Source organism: Prevotella corporis DSM 18810 = JCM 8529, from assembly GCF_000430525.1.
Taxonomy (GTDB): Bacteria; Bacteroidota; Bacteroidia; order Bacteroidales; family Bacteroidaceae; genus Prevotella; species Prevotella corporis.
The window spans coordinates 41,142-67,041 of sequence record NZ_AUME01000010.1 but is presented as its reverse complement, the minus strand read 5'-3'; the positions used below and the strand labels follow the sequence as shown (position 1 = coordinate 67,041).

The following is a 25,900-nucleotide window of genomic DNA, read 5'->3' as shown; positions in this document are numbered from 1 at the left end:
ATGGATAATAGTAGGCAAAGAGAGGTAGCCACACACATTTCGTCATTTACTTTTGTCTATTAAGCAAACTTATATTACCTTTGCTTTTAATTATGGTGGTGGCTCTAAACTCCACATTAAGTAACAATTTCGGTGGTAATCTTCAGATTTCACCTTTAAATAACCATCAATAAATGAAAGTTGTAGGAATCATACCAGCCCGTTATGCCTCTACCCGCTTCCCCGGAAAGCCATTGGCAAAGTTGGGTGGGAAATATGTCATAGAGAGAGTGGTCGAACAAGTCCGGAAAGTGCTGCACGATGTCTATGTAGCCACCGACGACCAGCGCATATTCGACACCGTGAAAAACCTTGGGGCAAACGTCATCATGACACGTTCCGACCATCAGAGTGGAACGGACAGGATAGCTGAGGCACTTGAAAAAATACACGAGGATTTCGATGTGGCGATCAACATTCAAGGCGATGAGCCTTTTATCCATCCCAGCCAGATTGAAACTGTGGTGAGATGCTTTGAAGATGCTGACACACAGATAGCAACACTGGGCAAGCAATTCGACACATTAGAAGCTGCCAAAAACCCTAACTCCCCCAAAATAATCCTTGACAACCATTCTTTTGCCCTGTACTTTACCCGTGCATTGGCACCTTACATTAGGGGAAAGGAGGAAAAGGAATGGCTTGAGGCCTATCCTTTCCTAAAACATATTGGACTGTACGGCTATCGCACCTCGGTTCTCAAGGAAGTTACCCAACTCCCCCAATCTTCCTTGGAACTTGCAGAAGGATTGGAGCAGTTGCGCTGGTTGCAAAATGGCTATAAAATCAAAGTGGGGCTCACAGATATTGAGACCGTCGGAATAGACACTCCCAACGATTTAGACAGGGCAGAGACCTTTCTGGCAACGAGTATGGGTTAAAGAACCCAAGGAGAACGTATGCAAACTTCGGAAGAAGGATAAAGGCATGAGATTAAAAAAGATTGCAGGTGCTTGAGAGTTATTCATCTCTTGCCCTTGCATATTATCCAGAATTTACTCCTACTTTCTTCCCAAGAATCATATTTCTGCACTATTCTCCCATCAACTAACAAGTTGTCAACTTGTAATTGCAAGTTGTCAATGTTCCAACTATTATCATCGGCGGAAACATCATATCGCTGCGACGATGAGAATGTTATGGTTACAAGTTGCTCGATGTTCCCATAATATACCGAGAATGTCACAGGAACAGCCTCAAGGCGAATCTGTCCTTCCTTACTACTTTTATTATCTGAAATAGGGAGGATGCTATATCTAACGTTCAGATCGAGGTTGGGCTTGTGGCTAAGCGCATTAGCCAGATCAGGATCACTGACTGTTTTGGAAATCATGCTGATAGGGAAACCATGCATAACAATATATTGATTCTCGTATCCTCCAACAGAATATCTGAATTGTTGGACAGAATCTTTATGCATTGGGATAACCCACGATTCATCTTTCTTGACTTTTTTTACTGTGGTGTCACAATACAAGACTGTCATTTTTCCATGATAGATGCCACTGATACCGTCTGATATATGTCTTTGAACATCCGTCGATAATATATATGGATTGATAAATTCAGCAGGTTCTGTACTACAAGAGAAGAACGAACATGACAATACACAAAACAAAAAGAGAAACGATCTGTATTTCATAAATATTTTATTTTGAATTTAGTTACTTTGTTAACGAATCAAACATAAGTATATTGTTCTAAAGCGGCTGAATTTAACATAATAGGCCATCAACAAAAGAACGTCTTGACAATTCGCTGTCAAGACGTTCTTTGCTTTTTAATGAAGTGTAAAAACAAACGTATGTATCTTCTTGTTTCGGTTGTTTCACTTTACATCACCCCATCCTCACGGAGGCGTTGTTGCCACTTCCATGCACTGGCAAGAACATCCTCAAGAGGGGTATCGGCTTTCCAGCCCAACACTTGGTTGGCTTTGGTGCAATCACCCCAAATTTTTTCAATGTCTCCTTCGCGGCGAGGCCCAAATTTCCAATTAAGTTTCACGCCAGTAGCCTTCTCAAAGGTATTTACTATCTCAAGCGTTGAATTACCTTTGCCTGTACCAATATTGAAATATTCAATTGGTTCTGCTTCCTTATCCAACACCCTTGTCATTGCGGCGACATGGGCCTTGGCAAGATCCACTACATAGATGTAATCACGAATACAACTTCCGTCTTCTGTGTCATAATCGTTGCCAAAGACTGTCAGCTGCTCACGGATGCCCATAGCCGTTTGGGTCACATAAGGAATCAAGTTGTTTGGGACACCATTGGGAAGTTCGCCTATCAAAGCCGTAGGATGCGCACCGATTGGATTGAAATACCGCAATACAATACTTTTGATTTTAGCACCACTATGAATGTAATCAAGAATTATCTGCTCGTTGATTTCCTTAGTATTTCCGTAGGGTGATGTCGCTTTTTGATGTGGGGCATCCTCTGTTACAGGAAGGTCCTCCGGCTTTGGTTGCCCATAAACAGTACATGAACTTGAAAAAATGATACCTTTCACATCATACTTAGGCATCAATTCCAAAAGATTTATCAACGAAACAACGTTGTTGCGATAGTACATCAGTGGCTTTTGAACACTCTCTCCCACTGCTTTCGAGGCGGCGAAATGGATGATTCCCTCAATACTTGAGTATTTTTGAAACAACTTTTCCGTTGCATCCTTATCCTCAAGGTCAACTTTTTCAAACGCAGGGCGCACACCTGTTATCTTCTCTATGCCATCAAGCACTTCGATTTTCGAATTGGAGAGATTGTCGGCAATAATAACATTGTAGCCAGCTTCTATCAGTTCCACGGTTGTATGTGAGCCAATGAATCCTGTACCACCAGTAACTAAAATCGTTTGTTTCATCTTATTTTGAATTAATATATGCTTTTGAAATATCGTTAAAAAAGAGAGTAAAGTAAGATAATAATCTTTATGTATCATTTAAGTTTCTGCAAAGATAACAAAAAAGGTATGTATTTGAGCAAATAAAGACGAAAACATCAAAAAACAAATGTAATTATGTCTCAAAATAAAAACTTTTATTATCTTTGCTTTATATTCAATTCCAAAACTTTAAACTATGATAGTTAAAGAACAAACACAACAACAGATTGAGCGTTTCCTAAGAAAATTAGCCCAAAAGTTTCCCAATATAGATGAACCAAGTTTCATGACAGATTTACACTTGCGTGTTTCTCCAGATAGTGGGGACTTAATGGCATTTGATGACAATGGAACAGAAATCACACGATGTGTTATTGACGAATGGATTGAAAGTAAAAATGCAGACTTTGAAGAGAATGCTACTAATTTACTTCGTCAAGAACTGCTCAGGCTTAAAGATTCAATTGACAATCTTGGTATCATGAAGCCTTATGGTTTTGTATTAGAAAACGAAGACGGAGAAAATATAGGCGAACTCTACTTAGCAGACGACGATACTATAATAATTGGGGGCGACTTGATGCCAGGACTCAATGAGGAGTTAGATGAATTTTTGAACGACTTAATAAAAGATTAGGGAAGGAAATAAATGAAGATTAGAAAGTGGGCGATAATACTCTTCCTGATTTTGTTCAAATACTCGGCCTCCTTAGCACAACAGCACCAAATATTCAAAGACAATATAAGGTCGTTGCAGGTTGTGGCCAATAAGGATTGGCTATCCTTGCCTGTCATGGAGTTAGGCAATGGCTCACTGTCAGTTGATTTCGATGATATGGGGCATGAATACCATCGTTATACATACTCTGTAGAGCATTGCGAGGCGAACTGGCAGATGTCATCGTCTCTCTTCGAGAGCGATTTTATTGAAGGATTTGCAACCGACAATACGATTGATGACATTCAGGAATCAACCCTTACTAATACCTTATATACTCATTACCACCTCAATATTCCCAATGAGAAATGCCGCCCCAAGATTTCAGGCAATTACATCTTGACGGTATTTGATTCTTCTCATCAGAAAGTATTCCGAGCTTGTTTTATGATTACCGAGCCGAAGGAGAAGGGAATGGGTATTGCCCTACAGGTGACTACCAGCACCGATGCTACCATCAACAATTCACATCAGCAAGTTGAAATGGAACTGAACTATGGCAAATACCCTATTACCAATCCAAATGAGCAGATAAAGACAGTTCTATTACAAAACAAAAGATGGGACATAGCAAGATGGAACGCAAAACCCCAGTATGTCATGAGCGACGGGCTTAAATGGATTCACAATCAGGATTACATTTTCTTAGCCGGCAATGAGTATAGAAAATTTGAGATTCTATCCACTGGCGTAGCAACAATGGGAATTGAACACATCTATTGGGACGGACAGGAGTTCCATGCCTACCCGTTTATTTCTATTCCACGACCTAATTATCTTTTCGATGAAGATGCTAATGGCTCATTTCTCATCCGCAACTCTGACAACATCAATAGCGAAACGGAAAGCGATTACATGACAGTTCATTTCCAATTGAAAAGCCCCTATATTCCTGACGGGGACATTTTCGTGAACGGAGATTGGACTAACGGAGATTTTTCTGATAAGTATAAACTAACATTCAATGAGTCAGAAATGTTATACCACTTAGAGATTCCCCTCAAGCTCGGATATTACAGCTACCAATTCTTAAAAAAAGACAAATACGGGAAGTCGCATTTCCTAACATCTGAGGGGAGCTATTTTCAGACAGAAAATTCATATCAGGCACTAATTTACTATCGGGAGCAAGGAGCGCGCACTGATAGGCTTGTGGGATATAAATCTGTTAATTTTATTGCGAGATGATTGCCTATCTGAAATCTTCGGAACATTCTTATTAAACATATTTCCTACATTTCTTTTTAATTTGTACTTTTGCACATTGGTTTACAACACATTTAATATGTATCGAATTTTTATTGCTTTTATGGCATTTCTTCTATCAGGTTCAAATTGTTTTGCACAAGACAATGAAATTACAATAAAACTCGTTGAGACTACTGACGTTCATGGCTCTTTTTTCCCATACGATTTTATCAAACGGAAAGAAACAAATGGGTCGATGGCACGTGTATCAACTTATATCAACTCGTTGAGAAAACAAGCTCATCCTGATAATATTTATTTATTAGAGAATGGGGATATATTGCAGGGGCAGCCAATTGCGTATTACTATAACTACATAAAAAAAGAACAGGAGAACATAGCAGCAAGCATCCTGAATTATATGAAATATGATGTTGCATCATTGGGCAATCATGATGTGGAAACAGGGCATTCGGTATATGACAAATGGATAAGTGAATTAAAATGTCCCGTCATCGGGGCAAATATCATTGATACAAAAACGAATAAACCTTATGTACTGCCCTATTATACAATAGAGAAACCCAACGGAGTGAGAGTTACCGTGATTGGCTTGATAACTCCTGCTATTCCTAATTGGCTGGAAGAAAATTTATGGGAAGGACTCCATTTTGAGGAGATGATTAGTTGTGCCAAGAAAACAATGGAGGAAGTGAAGACGAAAGAACATCCAGACGTCGTTGTTGGCTTGTTCCATTCAGGATGGGATGGAGGCATAGAAACTCCAGAATATATGGAGGATGCCTCAAAGATGATAGCTGAACAGGTAGCAGGATTTGACGTTATTTTCTTCGGACATGACCACACGACAAGAAATGCCACCGTTACCAATTCGGAGGGGAAACAAGTAATTTGCCTCAACCCGGCAAATAATGCGCTGAAGGTGGGCGTAGCCACAATTACGCTTAAACAAAAGAAAGACAATACGGAAAAAAAATATGATATTTCTAACATTAAGGGAGAATTAGTAGATATTAGCACGCTCCCCATAGACACCGACTTTATAAGCCATTTTCAACGAAACATTGAAGATGTAAGAACATGGACAGAGAGGGAAATCGGTACATTCAAAAAAACAATCTATTCTAACGACTGCTATTTTGGAAGTTCGGCATTCAACGACTTGATTCTGGAATTGGAATTGAAAATCACTCATGCAGACATTGCATTCAACGCACCATTACAGTTCAATTCTTCCATAAAAGAAGGGCCTATAACCGTTGCAGACATGTTTAAGCTCTACAAATATGAGAATCAATTATATGTAATGCAATTGACGGGAGAGGAAATCAGAAAACATCTTGAGATGAGCTATTCCCTTTGGGTAAACACAATGAAATCACCTGACGACCATCTCCTACTGCTGTCAAATACAAAGAACGACGCACAACGATTGGGATTCAAGAACCTCTCGTTTAATTTTGACTCTGCTGCCGGAATAGACTATGAAGTTGATGTCACCAAGCCGGAAGGAAAGAAGGTCAACATTCTGAGAATGAGTAATGGTGAGCCCTTTAATGAAAAGAAGTTATATAAAGTGGCAGTGAATAGCTACAGAGGAAATGGTGGAGGAGAACTTCTTACCAAAGGTGCCGGAATTCCACAAGATTCATTGAAGAACAGGGTGATATGGAGAAGTGAGCTCGATCAACGTTACTATCTCATGCAAGAGATAGAAAAAGCCAAGACAATGAATCCAAAACCACTCAATAATTGGAAATTTATTCCAGAAAAGTGGGTGAAGGCTGCAGCCAAAAGAGATAAAAAAATCTTATTTGGAGAATAGCGCTCCATCAATAAAGAATCCTTCTTCTGTGCAACGAAAGCAATATGAATGTCATGGAATATTATTGGTTTATATTTTGTAAATCAGACCTTTTATTGGAGAAAACCGATAAAGGGTATTCTATTCCGCTATCAGAGGAATCTCCTGTTGCTTTGAGGTCATGGACACAAGTGATGAAAGTCTCCCCTACCATCAACGGGTATGAAGTAAGGGCGCTGAACATTGACACCCCCGTCACGAATGATCTTTCTTTTGAAATGTGTAACTTGAGGGCGAGCTATTACAAGTTACAAGGTGACTTATATCTGGCAGCAGGAAAGTGTCATGAGCTGCTCTATTGGAATCAAAACACACAATTTTGTGGAAAATGTGGCTCTCCAATGAAACTTCATACCGAGATTTCCAAACAATGCACGAATTGCGGAAGAGAAATATGGCCGCAAGTTGCTACTGCCGTAATTGTACTCATTCACCGAGAGGATGAAGTTTTACTTGTACATGCAAAGAACTTCAAATCTGATTTCTACGGATTAGTTGCCGGCTTTGTAGAAACAGGCGAAACGCTTGAAGAGGCCGTGTATAGGGAAGTGATGGAAGAAACAGGAATCAAGATTAAAAACCTGACCTACTTTGGCTCGCAAACTTGGCCTTATCCATGTGGCTTGATGGTGGGATTCAATGCTGACTATGTGAGCGGAGAAATAAAGTTACAAGAGAGTGAATTGTCCAAAGGGGCATGGTTTCGTAAAGATAATCTGCCTACACTACCTGAGAAATTGTCGATAGCACGCAAACTGATTGACAATTGGTTGGAAAACAATTATTAATAAAACGTATTTAGTAACTACTGTTCAATTTATCATTTATGAATTTTCTTGAAAAGGCTCTGGGCTTCAATAACAAGACTATGAAGCTCCGTACAGAAATCATTGCCGGAGCAACCACTTTCCTGACAATGAGTTACATCCTTGCCGTAAACCCAGACATCCTTTCCTCAACAGGAATGGACAAAGGGGCATTGTTTACCGGAACGGCATTGGCTTCCGCCATAGCAACTATTCTCCTTGCATTTATGGCTAAATTGCCTTTTGCGCAAGCACCGTCAATGGGCCTTAATGCCTTCTTCGCCTACACCATCTGTCAGGCAATGGGCTACTCGTGGCAACACTCCTTGGCTATAATGCTGATAGAGGGTGTGGCTTTTATCATTATCACTTTCTTTAATGTCCGCGAAATGATCTTGGATTCCATCCCAACCAACCTCAGGTACTCAATCTCTGCCGGAATCGGGATGTTTATTGCATTCATAGGATTGAAGAATGCAGAGATTATCGTACAGAAGGAAGGAACATTTATCGGGCTTGGAGCGTTCACGGCACCTTGCTTGTTGGGCATATTCGCCATTTTGCTCAGTGGCATCCTTATGGCAAGAAACGTAAAAGGAGCACTCTTCTGGAGCATCATAGCCACAACAATATTGGGAATACCGATGGGGGTAACAAATATTCCCGAAGGTTGGTTACCAGTTTCTGTACCACAAGATATTTCTCCCATCTTCTTCAAGTTCGATTTTTCAGGATTGTTGAGTCTCAAAACTGCATTAGTGGTTTTCTCATTGCTCATCATCAACATATTTGATACTATTGGAACACTCATGGGACTTGCAGACAAGACAGGTATCATCGAGGAGGACGGCACCATCCCTCATGTAAAAGAGGCGATGATGAGCGATGCTATCGGCACAACCTGTGGTGCCATGCTCGGCAGCTCCACACTGACCACCTATGTTGAGAGTGCAAGTGGCATAGCAGAAGGCGGAAAATCGGGCCTGACGTCTTTAGTTGTAGGCTGTCTGTTTCTGATATCCCTACTCCTCTCACCCATATTCCTGCTGATTCCAAGTGCAGCAACCAGCGGTGCTTTGGTGATGGTTGGCGTTTTGATGATTGATTCAGTCAAGAAAATCAATCTCAATGACATCAGCGAAGCATTTCCAGCTTTCATCACCATGATAACAATGGTACTCTGCTACTCTATTGCCGATGGAATCTGTCTTGGTATTCTTGCTTTTGTCATCATGAAACTTTGTACTAAACAATGGCAGAGTCTGAATTGGACGCTTTGCATTCTCAGCGTTCTTTTCGTGTTGAATTTCATATTGGGATAGAAAAAAAGATAAATTCCTTTCAATGAGAAGGGAGGCATTAGGAAACGTGATCCAAAAGCTTATCTTTCGTAAGACAAAAGATGACCTTTTAGAAAGCAAAAGCTAAGCTATTGATTTCCGTTCTCTACCTCCTTGTCTTTTCCTGAATTTGCTTGCCAGATCTGAATATTGTAAGACAACTATTGGTGTCCGCTAAAAACTGATTGAAAGTTCTACAAGCCTTTGTTTTTCGGCAATACAGGCACATTTAGCCAGTGGGGCTTACTTTTTGTTTCAAATAGTAACCGTTACTAAAAACTATTATTTGCATGAAATTTAGCCGAATATTCAAAGAAAAATACCCCAAATGATACTTTTATAAGCATTCTTTATTACAACGAATTGGAGAGGAAAGTTTTACCGGACACTAATATAAGACAACATAATTTTTGGGGCAAAGGTAGTAAAGTAGAGATGCCACACAAAAGCAGCTGATATTAAATGCTGGTCGATAACAGATGAGTGGATATAAAACACGAAGTGGGAGGGAAACATTGGTTTCCCTCCCACTTTTGTATTATGTCATGACTGGTTGCATGACTATTCTCGGCACACATGCCGAGAGTTACCAAACACTCTTTGCTTTTTTATAGGGGTTGGCATCAACTTCGTCCCACGAGTCGAAGTCACCCTGCCACTGCTTGCCATTGGCATCAGTGGCACCGGGACTGTCAATTGGTATTTCGATGGGACTTCCCATTACAAGGTTGCTTGTACCCATTGTAATGATTTCGGTGCGTGGCGAGAGGTAGGTGCGTCTGTCGCCGGCAGCGTTGCTTATATTTTTATCTTCAGTGTTCATCTTATTTCGTTTTTAATGTTTTCTTACCCTTCATGATATATATGCCCGATGGCAGACTGTCGAAGTTGGTGCCTACATAGCGACCGTCCATGGTGTATATGCGCTGTACGTCTTGTTGTGCATCGGCATCATTTGTCGCATTACTAATGCCCGTAGGCTTGCTTTCCGAGAGCACCATGAACCGCTTGGCACCTGAAGTCCCCGGGATAAGATAAACAAAACCACGGAATGGAGGTATAGGATAACCTTCAGGCTTACCATTCTTCATTTGTTGCCATACATCAATCTCCTTCTTTCCTTCTATGGTATTCTTCTCTGCTATGCTCAGCACATAAGGTTGTCTATTATAATCTTCACCATAAATCTCAAAAGGAAACTTTTCAGTACTGCCACGGAAACTGAAAGACTGGCCAGGCTTGGTGGCGTCGAAGCCAATAGGCTTTAAACGTCCTCCTGCTGTTTCAAACTTTTCAGTTGGTGACTTAGCTATTTCCACATTGTTTGCCGTAAATGCCTTAGAGTTAGAGTTGTCGCTGTTTGCATTCGTGATGCGCAGGAGATAAGGCCTGTTTGCATCGAGCGTACTGCCGTCTTTTATTGGCTGGAAAACATAGAATTCTGTACCTGAATCTAATGGGTAACCGTTAGGATAATCTGGAAAGTTTTCTAGGTCTGGCTCGTATGTGAAATAATCTTTATTGTACTGATAGTCCAACTTGTATGCGCGTATGCCGTCTGGTAATTTCACGGCGTATGGCAGGAAAATGGTGAAGCAGTGCTTGCCATCAGCAAACTTAGAGAAGTCGCGGTAAGAGGTCAGGGAGTTGTTATCTTCATTATAAAGGTAAAAATCTAATGGTTTATTATTGTACCCACGCGGTATATTGACTTTTTTAGTAGTCATATTGCATTTGTTGTAAACCGCTTGACTTGCTTTGATGGCATAGGGGAACTCATATTCTGCACGATCCTGCAAGCTCAGCTTGGTACATGTACCGTCAAACTTGACAAAATTCACGTCCTGACCTGCTGCAAAGGTGATGTCCGCTGCATCGGGAAGATAAACAACGGTGTGAGTTGGCAGTCCTGCCGTGAATGTCTTGTTCGGATTGGCATCGGTGTTAAATGCACGCGACAAATTTTTGAGGTAGTCTTCATTGCCAGATACCTGTTTCATGTTTCGTATGTCTATATATTCCAATCCGGGACAGCCCTCAAAAATCCCCGCACCAATCTTGCAGTTGGCACTGCCCTTCAAGGTAAATCCTGGCAGGTAGCTATTTCCTGCGAAGGCACCATCGCCTATATACTCAGCTTGCTCCCCAATCAGAATGTCACTTGACTGAATGCAATTTTCGAAAGCCCTTGCGCCTATTTTCTTTACTGCAGACAAGCCTTGGAAACTTTTGATACCAGTTTTTGCGAAAGCTCTTTCGCCTATGGAAGTCACAGAAGAAGGAATAACAAATGGATTTAAGTATTCAAAGGCTTTTTCAAACATGCCAGCAGGGATGGTTGTCGGACCTTCAGCCAAACTTACTTTGCCAGTGAATTCTGTAAAGGATTCCACGCCCGAACGTTGGTCAGTGCCTGCGGGCAGGTTGTCATACATCGCCTTAATTTTGTTATCGTCGGGCTGTTCACCAATCTTCGCTGTTGCAGGAATGGGTGTTGTTATATCAAATTTGCCTCCCTTGAAAGCCTGATATCCCACGAATGTTATATTTGAACACTCAAATTTTGAAGTTGAAAAACTTCCTTCAAAGGCTTGGGGACCTATGGCAGTTGAGCCAGGAATTTTGATAGGTTCATTAGATTTCGTATAATAAACATAGGCTATTTTCTTCTTTTTCTTATTACTTTCCTTAAAGGAATAAGGAGACAAATTGGTTTTGTAGAAGGCACGCCAACCGATGTACTTCAGATTTGCTGGGAAATTCATCATCGTGACACTGCATTGATAAAAGGCGGCGTCCTCAATGGCTTCTATCGTTTCAGGAAGCTCCACATTACCAACTCCCCTTTCATTGATGAATGCATAGGAGCCGATGGCTACCACTGTCCAGTCTATATTGTTATACTTGACTGTTTCCGGAATTACTACTACATTAATTTTATGTTTTCGTTCTTCTTCTTTAGTAGTAGCAAGAAAATCTGTTTTTAATACAAATTCATCTTTTTCTGTAGTTGGCACCGTACCGTTGTAGCCTCTCAAAGCGTCTTCGATAGTGAGAACATCCTCGGGACTTTTTAACTCTAATCTTTTGGCTTCTGGCTTTGTCGCCCTTTCGCTTGCGTATGTCACTTTCACGGTTTTGGCTGTGGCATCTACAACCTGATACCAATAGCCATTATCGACTTGGAATCTGTCGCCCGCGTTCTGTGCGGTGATGGGCAGAGCCGTTATCATCAGCAACACAAGCGCAAACCATGCGCTGCGGTGCTTTTTCTTGTTGTTGTAATTTTGTTTCATAAAATTCACTAATTATTATTTTGTATTATTATATGCTGTTGGGGCAAAGCACTCAGACCAGTCTAACATACGGATTGCATGATAAGGCGCATGCCTTGATATGCTTGTCTTCACGTTTATCTCTCTTTATCCTAAGTTCTTCGATTACAAAACACTGATTAATATGTAATTTATACAATACGATGCAAAGGTACATTAAAACATCGAATATAAGAATTACTTCTGCTCCTTTTTATATATATTTAATTGTTTCTCAAAATACTCTTTTATAATAATTTTACCAGAAAGTCATAATATGAATTTGAGGCTTAAGCCGCACGACTTAAGCCTCAAACAAAAAAATCAAATATTCTTAGATAGATTTTACTATCAACTTGCGGAAGTAGAGGGATTCAAACCCCCGATACGCGGAAAGGCGTATACCGGATTTCGAGTCCAGCGCATTCGGTCACTCTGCCATACTTCCAAATGAGAAGGCAAAAGTAATAAAAAAAAATCAAAGCACCAAATCTATCCGAAAGACAATTTATTAAGTTTCGTTCGCAACTCTTCAGCAAGGGATTGACGGATGGATAATGTGAGTTCACAAGTATTATCAAATTTCTGCTCTACAATTCTCGGATTCAGCTCCTTAACAATCCTCATAACATCATTCATCATCGGGTAAGAAAAAGAATAGTGAATAAGCTCTTCTACAAATTTTTCTTCGATTACAGAATGCGCAATCGCATCTTTAGCAGCTTCCCGATAAGCAATGTTAAGTCCGCTCGTACCTAATTTGACTCCTCCAAAATATCGGATAACACAAACCAACACATCGGTTAGCTCTGCACTGACAATCTGCCCTAAGATCGGTTTTCCAGCAGTTGATGAGGGCTCACCATCATCGTTCATCCGAAACTCCTGTCTCTCTGCACCCAGTCGATATGCATAACAGCAATGACGCGCATCATAATATTTCTTTTTATATTGCTTGACAATGCTCAAAGCCTCATCAGCAGTCTCAACATGATGCGCAAAAGCGAGGAACTTACTCCGCTTATCAGAGTAGAATCCCTCGCTTATTGAATTTGATATAGTATTGTACTTATCTGTCATGTTGTGACGATAGCCTACTTATCAACAATCAATCATTATGAAAGTTTGTGGATAATCAGACCAGAACGCAACTTCGGCTCAAACCATGTAGCCTTTGGAGGCATGATCTTGCCGCTGTCTGCGATATCCATAATCTGCTGCATGCTTACAGGATAGAGAGCAAGAGCAGCTCTCATCTCACCGCTATCAACACGCTTCTTCAACTCTTCCAAACCACGAAGACCACCTACGAAGTCGATACGGTCGCTTGAACGCAAGTCTTTGATGCCAAGAAGCTCATCGAGAATAAGACGGCTTGAGATGTCAACATCAAGAACACCAATCGGATCCGTGTTATCATATGTACCTTCTTTAGCAGTAAGTGCATACCACTCGCCATCCAAGTAGAGTGAGAACTCATGCAACTTAGCTGGCTTGTAAATAGCAGTACCCTTCTTCTCAACGATGAAGTTTTTAGCCAATGCTTTCAAGAATTCTTCAGAACTCATGCCATTCAAATCTTTTACAACACGGTTGTAATCGAGAATGGTCAATTCAGATGCCTGGAAGCAAACTGCCATGAAATAATTGTACTCTTCTTTACCCGTGTGATTTGGATTGGCTTTAGCCTTTTCACCTCCAACAAGACCTGCTGCAGCTGAACGGTGATGGCCGTCTGCTATATAAAGACTTGGCATCTTCGCAAACTCTTCTGTAATGGTCTTGATGTCTTTATCGTCAGAGACTACCCAAAGCTGATGACGGAAACCATCAATAGGAGCAATAAAGTCATATTCTGGAGTGGTAGCAGCATAGCGTGTAGTGATTTCTTTCAATGTTGCATTGTCTGGATAAGCAAAGAATACTGGCTCAATGTTAGCATCGTTTACACGGACGTGCTTCATACGGTCTTCCTCTTTATCGCGACGTGTAAGCTCGTGCTTCTTGATTACACCATTGACATAGTCCTGACAAGCAGCACCAACAACAATACCATACTGGGTCTTGTCGTTCATTGTTTGAGCATAGATATAGTACTGCTCCTTTTCATCCTGTACCAACCAGCCCTTATCTTGGAACTTTTTAAAGTTCTCTGCTGCCTTTTCATAGACACGTGGATCATACTCGCTTGTTCCTTCAGGGAAATCAATTTCTGGTTTGATGATATGATAAAGGCTCTTTTCGTTACCTTTAGCTTCTTCACGAGCTTCTTCAGAATTTAAAACATCGTAAGGACGGCTCTCTACTTGTTCTACGAACTCCTTTGGAGGACGTACGCCTTTGAATGGTTTTACTATTGCCATAATTTATTGTTGATATAAAATAAAAGCAGATTATCAAGGCTTTTGCTGCTATTTGAGCATAGTTCCTAATAATCTGCAATATGAATTTGATAATTATTTATTTACTTGGAATTTCTTATCACCAGTAGCGAAGAATGCATTGATCTGCTTTGCAGCAGCAATACCAGCATTGATATTTGCCTCGGCAGTTTGAGCACCCATCTTCTTAGGTGTGCTGAAATAGCGACCCTCAAACTTAGCGAAGTCTGCATCAGCATCTGGCTTAATGTCAGTGATGAACTTCAAGTCTTCGCGCTCTCCCATCAACTTAATGAGCTCAGCCTCATTGATAACTTCCTTGCGAGCGGTATTGATAAGAATGCCACCCTTATGCATCTTATTTACAAGTGCATAATTGATGCTCTGCTTGGTCTCAGGAGTTGCAGGAATGTGAAGAGATACGATGTCACAAGTTTCAAACAGTGCATCTTGATTATCTACAGCCTTAACACCTGCAGCCTCAATAACATCTTTAGGGCAGAATGCATCGAAAGCATAAACTTCCATTCCAAAGCCCTTAGCAATGCGAGCTACATTACGGCCTACGTTACCAAAAGCGAGAATACCAAGTTTCTTGCCCTTCAATTCTGAACCACTCTTACCATTGTAGAAGTTACGAACCCCATAAACGAGCAAGCCCAAAACAAGCTCAGCTACTGCATTTGAGTTCTGGCCTGGAGTATTTTCTGCAACGACATTGTGCTCGGTAGCAGCTGCCAAGTCGATATTATCGTAACCCGCACCTGCACGTACAATCACCTTCAAGTTTTTAGCGGCTGCCAAAACTTCTGCATCGGCCTTGTCAGAACGAATAATCATTGCATCAACGTCCTTTACAGCGTCCAAGAGCTGTGCTTTCTCTGTATATTTTTCAAGCAATACAAGCTCATGACCTGCACCTTCAATTTCTTTTCTAATGCCATTGACTGCTGCTGCAGCGAATGGCTTCTCTGTTGCAATTAAAACCTTCATAGTAATAAATTTTATAACGCAATTACACGGATATAACCAATCATGGCTTTATCCGTGCATTTGCAATGTTAATGTTAATTAGTGCTTAGCTTCAAATTCCTTCATTGTTTCAACAAGAGCCTTGCAGCCTTCAATTGTCATAGCGTTGTAGCAGCTTGCACGGAAACCACCAACATCACGATGACCCTTGATACCTACCATACCTCTGTCAGTTGCAAACTTGAAGAATTCATCCTGAAGGTCAGCATACTCGTCGTTGAGAACAAAGCAGATATTCATGTAAGAACGATCCTCCTCGCACTTAACAGTACCATGGAACAACTTGTTACGATCGATTTCACCATAAACAATTTCTGCGCGCTCCTTAGCAAGCTTCTGCATTGCTTGAACACCACCATTAGCCTTAATCCAACGGAGGTTCTCCATTGCAGTGTAGATTGGCACAACAGGAGGAGTGTTAAACATTGAGCCCTTCTTAATATGTGTACGATAATCCAACATTGTTGGAATCTCGCGCTGAACACGACCAAGAACATCATCCTTAATGATAATGAATGTCACACCGGCCATAGAGAGGTTCTTCTGTGCGCCACCATAAATACAGTCATACTTAGCAACATCAACAGGACGGCTGAAAATATCTGAAGACATGTCGCCAATCATACGAACTGGCACGTCTAAATCCTTATGCAACTCTGTACCATAGATTGTGTTATTGGTAGTTACGTGCAAGTAATCCAAATCTGTTGGAACTTCGAAATTCTTTGGAATGTATGTAAAGTTCTCATCAGCAGATGAAGCAACTTCTACAACTTCGCCAAACAATTTAGCTTCCTTCATAGCTTTCTTTGCCCATACACCAGTATTCAAATAACCAGCTTTCTTTACCAAGAAGTTGAAAGGAATCATGCAGAACTCAAGTGACGCACCGCCACCCAAGAAAAGCACAGAATAGCCTTCTGGGACATTTAAAACTTCTTTAACCAAAGCCCTAGCTTCATCCATAACTGGTTGGAAATCCTTTGAGCGGTGGCTGATTTCAGCTACTGAAAGACCGATACCGTTAAAATCCAAGATAGCACTTGCTGTTTTTTCGATTACTTCACGTGGAAGAATGCATGGACCAGCACCAAAATTGTACTTCTTCATAATGACATTAAAAATTTAAGTTTTTATATATTAGTTATTATATTTCAAAAGGTAATTAAAATCCTATGTTGTCTGCGAAGTTACTACTAAAAATCGATATAAACAAATGTTTTTAGTTATTTTTCGTAAAAACGCAAAGTAGCAATAAATTGACATCAAACCATGAACAACAAAGCAAATAACGTCACCTTGACAGCTTTTTTAAGAAACATCTTCCACGACGGTATTCAGTCCCTTTATTTTTTTTCCTTTAGTAAGTTCTATCACGCTGTTTTTTTTCTTTCTATCCACTGCTACGTATGAAAATCTAGGCATTACATCTATCCTCCCTATTTCAGATTTGGTCAGACCTCCAATTTTACAAAGGAACCCAACTATGTCACCTTTTGAGATTTTATCCTTCTTTCCTTTACCAATATATAATGTACACATATCAGGCTGCACTAGTGGGGGAAGTCTATCTGGAATCTCTATCATATCGACTGATTCTTTAACATATTCTGGCAAAAACTCGTTTGGGCCTAACAGAAAATAAACTTTCCCTTCTTTGTCCCATCTTGCTGTTCTACCAATCCTGTGTATATACTCTCCCTCATTTTCTGGCAAATGATAATGAATGATGTTATCAACATCAGGAATATCAAGTCCTCTTGCAGCCAAATTGGTGCTGATAAATATATTGGCTGAACCATTTGAGAATTTGTACAATGCACTTTCGCGCTCTTTCTGTTCAAGCCCTCCATGAAAAGCCGCAATGCCGAAACCCAGCGAAGATAAGAAACTGGCTACACGATCAACAGATTCTCTATAATTCAAAAAAACTATACTGCTCTGATTGCCCAATAGCAATAATAATTGTGACAACAAGTGAAGTTTGTCTTTCTCACTGCTACGTAAATGATAAAAATGTATTCGTGTTACGTCGCTTTCATTGTCATATCTATAGTCTAATCTTGTAACTCGATTAAGATTTACGAAATCAGGAATAATGTCTGAATCGGTAGCAGAGAGCAAGACCCGACGTTTAACAAAAGGGAGTTTAGCCATAGTTTGCTGCATTTCTTCTTGAAATCCCAATTCCAGACATTTGTCAAATTCATCAATAACCAGCAACTGAATCTCAGATGACTCAAAATTGTTTTTATCTAAGTGGTCGTTTATTCTTCCAGGAGTAGCAAAAATGAGTTGTGGCTTAGTGTCCCGTATAAGTCTATGCTCATCCATGGTACTTCTGCCACCGTACAAAGCCATAGCTCGCACTCCGCACTTCATTTCCGTTACGACATTCATGGTTTGCTTTGCAAGTTCTCTGCTTGGAACTAATACGACTGCTTGAACATTATCTGATTGAACATCAACTAATTGAACAAGTGGAATCAGATAGGCATAAGTTTTTCCTGTTCCTGTTGGAGAAAGCAGAACAATATCTTTGTTTGTCTGGAGAATCTCCTTGCATGATGCTTTCTGCATTGGGCTTAAATCGATCCCCAGTTTATCTAAAATTTTATTTTTTTCCATTACGTAATTTATCTATGGCATCAAATTCCTTTCCCATATTCAGATTAAGATAAATTGTATAAAGAGGTGCAAGCCACTTATCTTTCTGATTGGGTGATAATTCTTTATACTTCTCCAAGTAAGGCAATGCCTTTTCGTATAATCTATCTATCTTTAAGCGCTTAGACTTGCTTTGCTGTACTTTATCCATCTCGATTGCCTGATCAAAATAGGCCAAACCCAAATTGTAATAAGCATCAGCATAGTTTTCATTTTGTGATATCAATTGCTTGCAAATATTGATACATTCGTCATAACGGCCTAAATTCAACAATACCGTACTCTTTGTGAACTGAAAAAGAACACTTGTAGAATCTGCTTTCAAAGCGCGTTCAGTCACCTGTAGTGCTGTTTTGTAATCACCCCTACTGGCATAATATTCAAGTAGTCGCGGGAAAAAAAATACAAAATTCGGAAATTCAGCAAAGCCGCTCTTTAGCGATTGAACATAACGTACAGTGTCTTTATTTATCAAATATGCTTCCGCCTCATATTGACGAACAAAATTCAACATGGAACTGTCGCGTTCTGCAAGCTTCAAGTGGTTCAATATCTTACCAGCATCTTGTAATTTATACCCACAATACATCGCCCAATATGCAGCATGTGGGATCAGAGCGTCATCATCCAAGTAGTTATACTCATGAAATAGGGGTTGATTGGCACACAAGATATAATCATCAAAGTAGGTATAGGCAGTCTTATAATCTTTTTTGTGCATCAAAAATACCCCTCCATTGAATAAATTTGGACGTATCGAATTAAGAAAGCTCGCATGTTTCTCGCGGTATTTAGGACGGATGCGCCCTCTTGCATCAGGCATCGCATCAATAGAGTCAAAACTTGCCATTGTATGATAGAGACGCTGTGTAATTGAGAACAAGGACGCTGTATCATATTTTTGCTTTAAATACAGCTTTTCATTTCCATCCTCATATTGTTTTGTAAGTGCCTCACACAAAACAATCCAAGCTTTTTTATTGTGACGATTGACTGAATCTTCAAGCACAATTCTCATAGATTTCTCGGCTTTTTCCAAATGCTTACCTGATTTGACAAGGTCGCGAGCTATCATTATTTGCTTTTTTTGAGCAAATAATACCAATGGAATGACCAACAACAGAAAAATAACAGTATTTCGTTTCAAATTATTTCTTATATTTATTTACTAATGGTTCAAGCTCTGCAGCTTTGATTTTATCATCTAAAACAGTATAAACCATATATAAAGGACTTACCCAATCTACTTTGTTTCGTCTAGGGTCTTTCGCTTTTACTCTTTCCAAATATGTTCGCGCTTCTGCAAAAATATTTTTATATTCATCATCGGAGACGAACTCGCCTTTTTGCTTCTTTTCCAATACATTATTACTTGCTTCTATGCCTTTCATATTCAAGCAGACCCCTATATTGTAAGCAACGGGAATACTACTTTGATCCAACTCATCAGCTGTCTTATACGCATCAATTGCTTCATCCCATCGCTTTGCATGCATTGCAATTTCCCCTTTCAATATCCAAGGTATGGTTGAGTTATATTTTTCTTCCAATTGACGATCTATAAAACTTTCAATATTAAAACGAGGAGTTGGGTTTTGATAGAACTTCATAATCCATGAAAAATAAGTCTCATTCGTTGGATCAGTCTCATAAAGTTTTGCCAAGACAGTAATATATTTCACAGAATCTTCCTCCGTTATCATATTTGCCTGCATACACCTGGCTTTCAATTCTGCAGCTTCCAATGCTGTCTCATCATATTGCATTGATAAGTCGGCATATTCATCTGCTGCTTTAAAGTCATGCATCTTCAAATAATAGTAGGATAAATAGTATGCAACTGTACCACTTTCATCTGGCAGGTGGGCTATCAACGGATTCTGCCTTGTATTTAGATAAAGTTTCAAAGCGCTCAATCCTTCTGAACGGGTGTAATCATTCTTTGACAAATAAATGCCGGCATCTATAAGCATGGGATACAACTCAGAGGCACGCTTTAAATTTTCCTCAGCAAATGATTGCTTAATCTTGCCCTTTCGATTAGGCATTCTGTCATATTTATCACTCTCAAGGGTGAAATTAAAAGCATCTACCACCGAGCGGTAAAATGCCACAGAATCTCTATTCGATTTAATATGAACACGATTGTACGATTCCTTTGCTTTTAGATTCTTTTCAGCTGCTATTTTCCTATTGTCCTGCGCACTAAGATGAAGAACATTTATTGAAAACAATAATATGCAGAATAAAAGTCTGTGCATTTTTCTAAAAGTTTAAAACCACAATTCCCCTTCTTTGAATGAAAAAACAAAGAAGGGGAACAGTATAGTATTAATTTTCCACTCCGGCATCGCTGGCTGCTGCGAGAGTCTCTGCGGCCTTAGGACCTTTTACAAAGTAGTAGCACCCATAAAGAGGATAAGCCCAAGAGCTCTTTTTCTCTTTCATAACATCCATCTTTTTGGCTGCTTCCAAATAGGAAATTGCTTCGTTATAGACAACATTGAACTGTTCGCGAGCAGCTGGCGTCAGTACACCTTTAACCTCTGCAACGCGACCCTGTGCCTTATAGAACAGGCATTGACCGATAGATGCATTTACAGCAATGCGAGTATCGTCGTCCTTTGCCAATGGTAAGGCCTTCTTAAGAGCTGTTGCAGCTGCATCATAGTTTTTCTTCTGACTCTCAAACTGGCCCTTCATTACAAGCGCCCCGAAACTGTTAGGATCTCTTGCCAACTGATCATTGACAATCTTGTCAGCTTTATCTTGCATTCCCAAAGCACTATAAGTAGAAGTAAGTGTTGTCAAGACAGCATCATTCGACGGATCCTGAGCATAAATAGCTGCCAACTTGTCTGCGTAAGCAATGGAATCCTGACGAGATGTCAATTGTGATCCCAAGATTGCCAATTGTAACTGCTGTGCTTCCTTTGCCCTGTCAGGATTTTTCATTGCATATTCAACATACTTCTCTGCATTAGCATAATCCTTGTTTTTGTATGCATAGTAAGACGCAAAATATGCAATCTCGTTCAAATTCTGATCCTGTGACTTGTCAAACTTCGCAAACATAGGGTCATCAGCAGTTTCAACATAACGTGCTAAGAATTTGTATGCTTTCACTTCGTCTTTTATATTCTGAAAATAGATGCCTCCATTAATCAATTGACCACGAAGCCTGTACAGTTGGTCCACAATAGAGCCAAATTTTGGTTTTACTTTACCTTTTGCATTTGGCATATTGTCATATTTCAATGCCTCCAAACCAGCATTAAAAGCATAATCCACGTACTCGTAAAGTCCAGGTTCGTCAACAGGTTTATTCCCCTCTTTACCCATTTGTTGTTGGGTTTGGTTTTCAATCTGAATAGTCTGTTCAGCATTGACTTTCTTCATAGCCAATTCATATAGCTTGTTATAAGCTTTGGCTATTTCAGCATTATCAGTTAGCTGTGACAAATTTGATTTCAATAATGTGGAGGCCGTAACATAATCCCCTGCTTTCAGGATAGCTTTCAGTGGCTCGCTATCGCCTGCAAATGCAACAGATGTACCTAGTAACATCAATGCTGCGATCATTAACTTTTTCATTTTGTTCTATTTAAAGGTTTATTTTTCTTTCCTTATTTGACTATTAACGCAAAAAACCGTTTAATATTTTATTCAAAATCTACTGGAGGCATATTATCATCTGAATCGGAAATGTTTTCTTCAGAATCATCCGTTGCCCCCGCAAAGCTATTTTTTATCTCTTCATTGGATTTATTCCACTGGGCACGACTTTCTTCTTCTATACGTTCTTCGAGTTCGGAGCTCATCACCTTACAAACGGAAGCGATAACATCATTCTTTTTTGCAAGATTGATCAATCGGACACCCTGAGTTGCACGCCCCATCACCCTACATTCAGCGACGGACATCCGAATGACGATACCACTCTTGTTGATTATCATCAAGTCGTTTTCATCCGTTACATTCTTGATAGCAACAAGTTTGCCAGTTTTATCCGTGATGTTTAAGGTCTTAACGCCCTTTCCTCCACGATTCGTCAATCGATAGTCCTCTACCATTGAACGCTTGCCGTAACCTTCTTCAGAAACCACCATGACGGTATCATTTTCAGAATCATTAATGACAATCATTCCAACAACTTCGTCTTGCCCGTCATCGTCCAGTCTCATACCACGTACACCAGTTGAAACTCGACCCATTGAACGAACGGTGTCTTCGTTGAAGCGACATGCGCGACCATTTCGATTGGCTATAATCAACTCGTTGCTACCATTTGTCAAACGTACATCAACCACTTCGTCTCCCTCATTGATATTGATAGCAATGACACCATTGGTTCGTGGTCTTGAATAAGCGCGCAAGGAAGTCTTCTTGACAAGACCTTTCTTGGTAACGAATACGATATAGTGGCTATCGAGGAAATCTTCATCCTCCAGACCACGAATACGCAAGAATGCATTTACGCTATCGTCTGGATCAAGTGCCAACATATTTTGTATAGCTCGCCCCTTCGAATTTCTGTCACCCTCTGGAATATCATAGCATTTCATCCAGAAGCAACGTCCTTTCTTGGTAAAGAACAACATTGTCTGGTGCATCGTGGCTGGATAAATGAATTCCGTGAAGTCCTTTTCACGGGTTTTAGCTCCCTTCGATCCTACTCCGCCACGCGCTTGCTCTTTAAAGTCGGCCAGCGGTGTACGCTTGATGTATCCAAGATGGCTGATAGTAATAACAACAGGATCGTTCGGATAGAAATCCTCAGCATTGAACTCATGCTCATCAGGGATAATCTCTGTGCGACGATCGTCGCCATATTTTTCTTTTACTTCAAGAAGTTCATCTTTCATAACTTCCTTACAGCGTTCAGGATTGTCGAGAATTTCTTGCAAATCCTTTATGGTCTGCATCAATTGGTCATATTCCTCATGCAACTGATCCATCCTCAATCCTGTGAGCTGCGACAAGCGCATGTCAACTATAGCCTTCGATTGAAGCTCATCCAAATCAAAACGTTTCTCAAGGTTGACCTGAGCGTCTGCCGGTGTCATGCTGGCACGGATAATATGAACAACCTCGTCGATATTATCGCAGGCAATAATCAACCCTTCCAATATATGGGCACGCTCTTGCGCTTTATTCAGATCAAACTTTGTACGACGAATTGTCACATCATGACGATGCTCTACAAAATATTTAATGCATTCATGCAAGCTCAACAACCGTGGGCGACCTTTCACTAATGCAATACAATTCACAGAGAAAGAGCTCTGCAAGGCTGTCATCTTGAAGAGTTTGTTCAGAATGATATTGGCGTTAGCGTCACGCTTTACGTCAACGACAATACGCATTCCCTGACGACCGGTTTCGTCGTTGACATTCGAAATACCCTCTAAACGTCCTTCCTTCACCAAGTCAGCAATGTATTCTATGAGCTGTTGTTTGTTTACACCATAAGGAATCTCAGTCACAACAATCCTGTCGTGCTGGTCATCACTTTCAATCTCGGCTTTAGCACGCATGACGATACGCCCCCTACCCGTTTCATAGGCATCTTTCACCCCTTGCAAACCATAGATATAAGCACCTGTAGGAAAATCGGGGGCTGGAATATACTCCATCAAACTCTCAACAGATATTTCGGGATTGTCGATATAGGCGCAACATCCATCTATCACTTCTCCGAGATTGTGAGTTGGCATGTTGGTGGCCATACCCACAGCAATACCATTACCTCCATTCACGAGCAGATTTGGAATCTTTGTAGGCATCACAGCAGGTTCCCTCAATGTGTCATCGAAGTTGTTTACCATATCAACGGTATCTTTTTCGATGTCATCCATAACATGCTCACCCATCTTTGCCAAACGACACTCGGTGTATCGCATGGCAGCTGGAGAGTCTCCGTCAACCGAGCCGAAGTTTCCTTGTCCGTCAACAAGTTTGTAGCGCATATTCCACTCTTGGCCCATTCGCACCAAAGCACCATAAACAGAGGAATCACCATGTGGATGGTATTTACCCAAAACCTCACCAACGACGCGGGCACATTTCTTGTATGGTTGATTGCTAAAGTTACCAATACCTCGCATTCCAAAAAGAATGCGGCGGTGTACAGGCTTGAAACCGTCACGAACATCTGGGAGAGCACGTGCAACTATCACCGACATTGAATAGTCGATGTAAGAGCTCTTCATCTCTTCCTCGATGTTGATTTTCAAAATCCGGTCTTGATCTATTGTCTGATTTTCATCCATTATATAATTTTATTTATCTTGTTTTGACAACTTATTCTTAACAGCCATCATTTGTTATATAAAATCGCTCAAAATGCCATTTATCTTCGATTTAAGCTGTTTTTGATTTCTTTTCAAGGTGTAAAATTACAAAATAAAAATGACAATCAAATCGCTTAAAGCGAAAAAGATTGCCATTTTAAGGATTGTTATAGTTGCAAGGTTTTACCATAAGTCCGCCAATATAAATTGTCCACAAAACAAACTATATCAAAGCTGTCTTTTAGTATTTTCGTGCCAAACAAAACAGTCACAACAACTATTGGGTGCAGCATTATGGTCTATTTATGATGTTGTAAAAAGGCCTTTCCCAAACTTAAGTATTGGCATTATAAGTGGAAAAAGAATTTTCCATTATAGACTTACTTGCCAGAATCTCATCAATTTTCAACATTTTCACACATCGCTGATTTAATTAACAACCGAACCGTTTGCTACCACTCAATCACGCTATCATCATCAGGTATGACAGGTGCCGCATTTAACGTATCAACAAATAGGATGGTATAGACATAATCGTTCAATTTTTCATCATATTTCAATCCTAATTGGATAATTCCTCCTGAGATGGAAAAAGTAGTAATGAATGGATCAGTAGCCAACTGTGACTTTGCTTTACTGAAATAGTCCATCGGTGCATAATAATTGTCAAAAATAGGCTTCCCGTAGCGGGAACGATAGAAATTATTGAGAATCTTGTAACTGATAAGTGGATTGTTGATATTGACAAAATAAACACAAAGGGTGTCAACACCACCAGAAACACTCTGACCAATTTCAAGAATGCAATTGAGGTTCTCAAATCTGCCATGCATATAAGACTTAGCCTTCACGCGGTGGTGCCACTTCGCAGACAATCCATCCTGATAGCCTTGTGTCTTCAATGTATCAATAAAATCAAACAAGGGAGATGCCATTGAAACTCCAGAGAATTTCAAATGCTGGTTGGATTGATTGAAGATATCCTGAGCTGACCCTTTCAAACAACTAAGAAACAGCACAAGAAATAGAGCGTACCTCATATTTGTACAACGTAGAAACAAGTCAGATATTATAAAACGAAGATGAAAATCGGAGAGCTTGGTAGTAATAAAAAACAAAATGTAGTTATCGGCGCTAACCAATTTTATTATAGTTTTGTACGAATGTTGCTTAATTGACAGACAGATGAGATTGTTGGCTGTTACAAGACATAGCAGGTACGTCGAGACTGGATTGTCTAGTTCCTCGCATTCACAACAGCATTATTGAAGACGGCCTCAGAATGCGCATGACTACAAACATCATAGGCTAACCTCATCAGAATCAAGTTTACAAACAACTGACC

Annotated in this window: 20 protein-coding genes and 1 tRNA gene; 6 read left to right on the top strand and 15 right to left on the bottom strand. The window is 40.2% G+C overall.

Annotated features, from left to right (window positions below):
* Window positions 1-173 precede the first annotated feature (173 nt).
* The gene (kdsB, locus tag H515_RS0103440) at window positions 174-920 is read left to right on the top strand and encodes a 3-deoxy-manno-octulosonate cytidylyltransferase (protein ID WP_028901584.1); all 747 of its coding nucleotides are present in this window, start codon (window positions 174-176) and stop codon (window positions 918-920) included.
* Window positions 921-1,003: 83 nt separating this feature from the next.
* On the opposite strand, the gene H515_RS0103435 is transcribed toward kdsB, so the two are convergent.
* The gene (locus H515_RS0103435) at window positions 1,004-1,681 is read right to left on the bottom strand and encodes a DUF4840 domain-containing protein (protein ID WP_081410113.1); all 678 of its coding nucleotides are present in this window, start codon (window positions 1,679-1,681) and stop codon (window positions 1,004-1,006) included.
* A 191-nt stretch (window positions 1,682-1,872) separates the two neighbouring features.
* Window positions 1,873-2,910: a UDP-glucose 4-epimerase GalE gene (galE, locus tag H515_RS0103430; protein WP_025875522.1), complete on the bottom strand. Its 1,038-nt coding sequence runs from the start codon at window positions 2,908-2,910 to the stop codon at window positions 1,873-1,875.
* 217 nt (window positions 2,911-3,127) lie between these two features.
* Here galE and H515_RS0103425 point away from each other — a divergent pair, with 217 nt between their 5' ends.
* The 5 genes from H515_RS0103425 (at window position 3,128) to H515_RS0103405 (ending at window position 8,850) form a co-directional block, all read left to right on the top strand.
* Window positions 3,128-3,568, top strand: coding sequence for a hypothetical protein (locus tag H515_RS0103425; protein WP_025875520.1), 441 nt, complete (start codon window positions 3,128-3,130; stop codon window positions 3,566-3,568).
* Between the two features lie 12 nt (window positions 3,569-3,580).
* A complete protein-coding gene (locus tag H515_RS0103420) occupies window positions 3,581-4,837 on the top strand; it encodes a type IX secretion system plug protein (protein WP_025875518.1) in 1,257 nt (418 codons plus the stop codon).
* A 97-nt stretch (window positions 4,838-4,934) separates the two neighbouring features.
* Window positions 4,935-6,683, top strand: coding sequence for a bifunctional metallophosphatase/5'-nucleotidase (locus H515_RS0103415; RefSeq protein WP_025875516.1), 1,749 nt, complete (start codon window positions 4,935-4,937; stop codon window positions 6,681-6,683).
* 53 nt (window positions 6,684-6,736) lie between these two features.
* On the top strand, window positions 6,737-7,510 hold the full coding sequence (nudC, locus tag H515_RS0103410; protein WP_025875514.1) for an NAD(+) diphosphatase: 774 nt from the start codon (window positions 6,737-6,739) through the stop codon (window positions 7,508-7,510).
* A 38-nt stretch (window positions 7,511-7,548) separates the two neighbouring features.
* Complete coding sequence (locus H515_RS0103405) at window positions 7,549-8,850, top strand: NCS2 family permease (protein ID WP_025875512.1); 1,302 nt, start codon at window positions 7,549-7,551, stop codon at window positions 8,848-8,850.
* A 604-nt stretch (window positions 8,851-9,454) separates the two neighbouring features.
* Here the strand turns inward: H515_RS0103405 and H515_RS0103400 are convergent.
* From H515_RS0103400 to H515_RS0103335, 13 genes are all read right to left on the bottom strand, one after another.
* Complete coding sequence (locus tag H515_RS0103400) at window positions 9,455-9,691, bottom strand: hypothetical protein (protein ID WP_025875510.1); 237 nt, start codon at window positions 9,689-9,691, stop codon at window positions 9,455-9,457.
* Window position 9,692: 1 nt separating this feature from the next.
* Window positions 9,693-12,164, bottom strand: a complete 2,472-nt coding sequence (locus H515_RS13695; RefSeq protein WP_154653629.1) for a leucine-rich repeat domain-containing protein — start codon at window positions 12,162-12,164, stop codon at window positions 9,693-9,695.
* Window positions 12,165-12,541: 377 nt separating this feature from the next.
* Window positions 12,542-12,630 (bottom strand) — tRNA-Ser (locus tag H515_RS0103390).
* A 44-nt stretch (window positions 12,631-12,674) separates the two neighbouring features.
* Window positions 12,675-13,262: an IMPACT family protein gene (locus H515_RS0103385; RefSeq protein WP_025875506.1), complete on the bottom strand. Its 588-nt coding sequence runs from the start codon at window positions 13,260-13,262 to the stop codon at window positions 12,675-12,677.
* Window positions 13,263-13,297: 35 nt separating this feature from the next.
* On the bottom strand, window positions 13,298-14,545 hold the full coding sequence (locus H515_RS0103380; protein ID WP_025875504.1) for a DUF1015 domain-containing protein: 1,248 nt from the start codon (window positions 14,543-14,545) through the stop codon (window positions 13,298-13,300).
* Between the two features lie 93 nt (window positions 14,546-14,638).
* Entirely contained in the window at window positions 14,639-15,556 is a 918-nt protein-coding gene (locus H515_RS0103375) for an NAD(P)-dependent oxidoreductase (protein WP_025875502.1), read from the bottom strand.
* Window positions 15,557-15,634: 78 nt separating this feature from the next.
* Window positions 15,635-16,705, bottom strand: coding sequence for a 3-phosphoserine/phosphohydroxythreonine transaminase (serC, locus tag H515_RS0103370; protein ID WP_025875500.1), 1,071 nt, complete (start codon window positions 16,703-16,705; stop codon window positions 15,635-15,637).
* A 201-nt stretch (window positions 16,706-16,906) separates the two neighbouring features.
* Window positions 16,907-18,223, bottom strand: coding sequence for a DEAD/DEAH box helicase (locus H515_RS0103365; protein WP_025875498.1), 1,317 nt, complete (start codon window positions 18,221-18,223; stop codon window positions 16,907-16,909).
* On the bottom strand, window positions 18,210-19,409 hold the full coding sequence (locus H515_RS0103360; RefSeq protein WP_081410112.1) for a tetratricopeptide repeat protein: 1,200 nt from the start codon (window positions 19,407-19,409) through the stop codon (window positions 18,210-18,212). The genes H515_RS0103365 and H515_RS0103360 overlap by 14 nt, the downstream gene beginning before the upstream one ends.
* 1 nt (window position 19,410) lies before the next feature.
* Entirely contained in the window at window positions 19,411-20,523 is a 1,113-nt protein-coding gene (locus H515_RS0103355; RefSeq protein WP_025875494.1) for a tetratricopeptide repeat protein, read from the bottom strand.
* 70 nt (window positions 20,524-20,593) lie between these two features.
* Window positions 20,594-21,856 (bottom strand): tetratricopeptide repeat protein, encoded by a 1,263-nt coding sequence (locus H515_RS0103350; RefSeq protein ID WP_025875492.1) that lies wholly within the window; start codon window positions 21,854-21,856, stop codon window positions 20,594-20,596.
* A 68-nt stretch (window positions 21,857-21,924) separates the two neighbouring features.
* The gene (gyrA, locus tag H515_RS0103345) at window positions 21,925-24,534 is read right to left on the bottom strand and encodes a DNA gyrase subunit A (RefSeq protein ID WP_025875490.1); all 2,610 of its coding nucleotides are present in this window, start codon (window positions 24,532-24,534) and stop codon (window positions 21,925-21,927) included.
* Between the two features lie 473 nt (window positions 24,535-25,007).
* A complete protein-coding gene (locus H515_RS0103335; RefSeq protein ID WP_025875486.1) occupies window positions 25,008-25,595 on the bottom strand; it encodes a hypothetical protein in 588 nt (195 codons plus the stop codon).
* Between the last annotated feature and the right edge of the window lie 305 nt (window positions 25,596-25,900).

What these genes read in the sequence shown, in the direction of transcription:
- H515_RS0103355 (WP_025875494.1), bottom strand. Translation starts at nt 20,523, where the DNA reads ATGCACAGACTTTTATTCTGCATATTATTGTTTTCAATAAATGTTCTT.
- H515_RS0103405 (WP_025875512.1), top strand. Translation starts at nt 7,549, where the DNA reads ATGAATTTTCTTGAAAAGGCTCTGGGCTTCAATAACAAGACTATGAAG.
- H515_RS0103375 (WP_025875502.1), bottom strand. Translation starts at nt 15,556, where the DNA reads ATGAAGGTTTTAATTGCAACAGAGAAGCCATTCGCTGCAGCAGCAGTC.
- H515_RS0103335 (WP_025875486.1), bottom strand. Translation starts at nt 25,595, where the DNA reads ATGAGGTACGCTCTATTTCTTGTGCTGTTTCTTAGTTGTTTGAAAGGG.
- kdsB (WP_028901584.1), top strand. Translation starts at nt 174, where the DNA reads ATGAAAGTTGTAGGAATCATACCAGCCCGTTATGCCTCTACCCGCTTC.
- H515_RS0103365 (WP_025875498.1), bottom strand. Translation starts at nt 18,223, where the DNA reads ATGGAAAAAAATAAAATTTTAGATAAACTGGGGATCGATTTAAGCCCA.
- H515_RS0103435 (WP_081410113.1), bottom strand. Translation starts at nt 1,681, where the DNA reads ATGAAATACAGATCGTTTCTCTTTTTGTTTTGTGTATTGTCATGTTCG.
- serC (WP_025875500.1), bottom strand. Translation starts at nt 16,705, where the DNA reads ATGAAGAAGTACAATTTTGGTGCTGGTCCATGCATTCTTCCACGTGAA.
- nudC (WP_025875514.1), top strand. Translation starts at nt 6,737, where the DNA reads ATGGAATATTATTGGTTTATATTTTGTAAATCAGACCTTTTATTGGAG.
- H515_RS0103385 (WP_025875506.1), bottom strand. Translation starts at nt 13,262, where the DNA reads ATGACAGATAAGTACAATACTATATCAAATTCAATAAGCGAGGGATTC.
- H515_RS0103400 (WP_025875510.1), bottom strand. Translation starts at nt 9,691, where the DNA reads ATGAACACTGAAGATAAAAATATAAGCAACGCTGCCGGCGACAGACGC.
- H515_RS0103350 (WP_025875492.1), bottom strand. Translation starts at nt 21,856, where the DNA reads ATGAAAAAGTTAATGATCGCAGCATTGATGTTACTAGGTACATCTGTT.
- H515_RS0103425 (WP_025875520.1), top strand. Translation starts at nt 3,128, where the DNA reads ATGATAGTTAAAGAACAAACACAACAACAGATTGAGCGTTTCCTAAGA.
- H515_RS0103420 (WP_025875518.1), top strand. Translation starts at nt 3,581, where the DNA reads ATGAAGATTAGAAAGTGGGCGATAATACTCTTCCTGATTTTGTTCAAA.
- galE (WP_025875522.1), bottom strand. Translation starts at nt 2,910, where the DNA reads ATGAAACAAACGATTTTAGTTACTGGTGGTACAGGATTCATTGGCTCA.
- H515_RS13695 (WP_154653629.1), bottom strand. Translation starts at nt 12,164, where the DNA reads ATGAAACAAAATTACAACAACAAGAAAAAGCACCGCAGCGCATGGTTT.
- gyrA (WP_025875490.1), bottom strand. Translation starts at nt 24,534, where the DNA reads ATGGATGAAAATCAGACAATAGATCAAGACCGGATTTTGAAAATCAAC.
- H515_RS0103380 (WP_025875504.1), bottom strand. Translation starts at nt 14,545, where the DNA reads ATGGCAATAGTAAAACCATTCAAAGGCGTACGTCCTCCAAAGGAGTTC.
- H515_RS0103415 (WP_025875516.1), top strand. Translation starts at nt 4,935, where the DNA reads ATGTATCGAATTTTTATTGCTTTTATGGCATTTCTTCTATCAGGTTCA.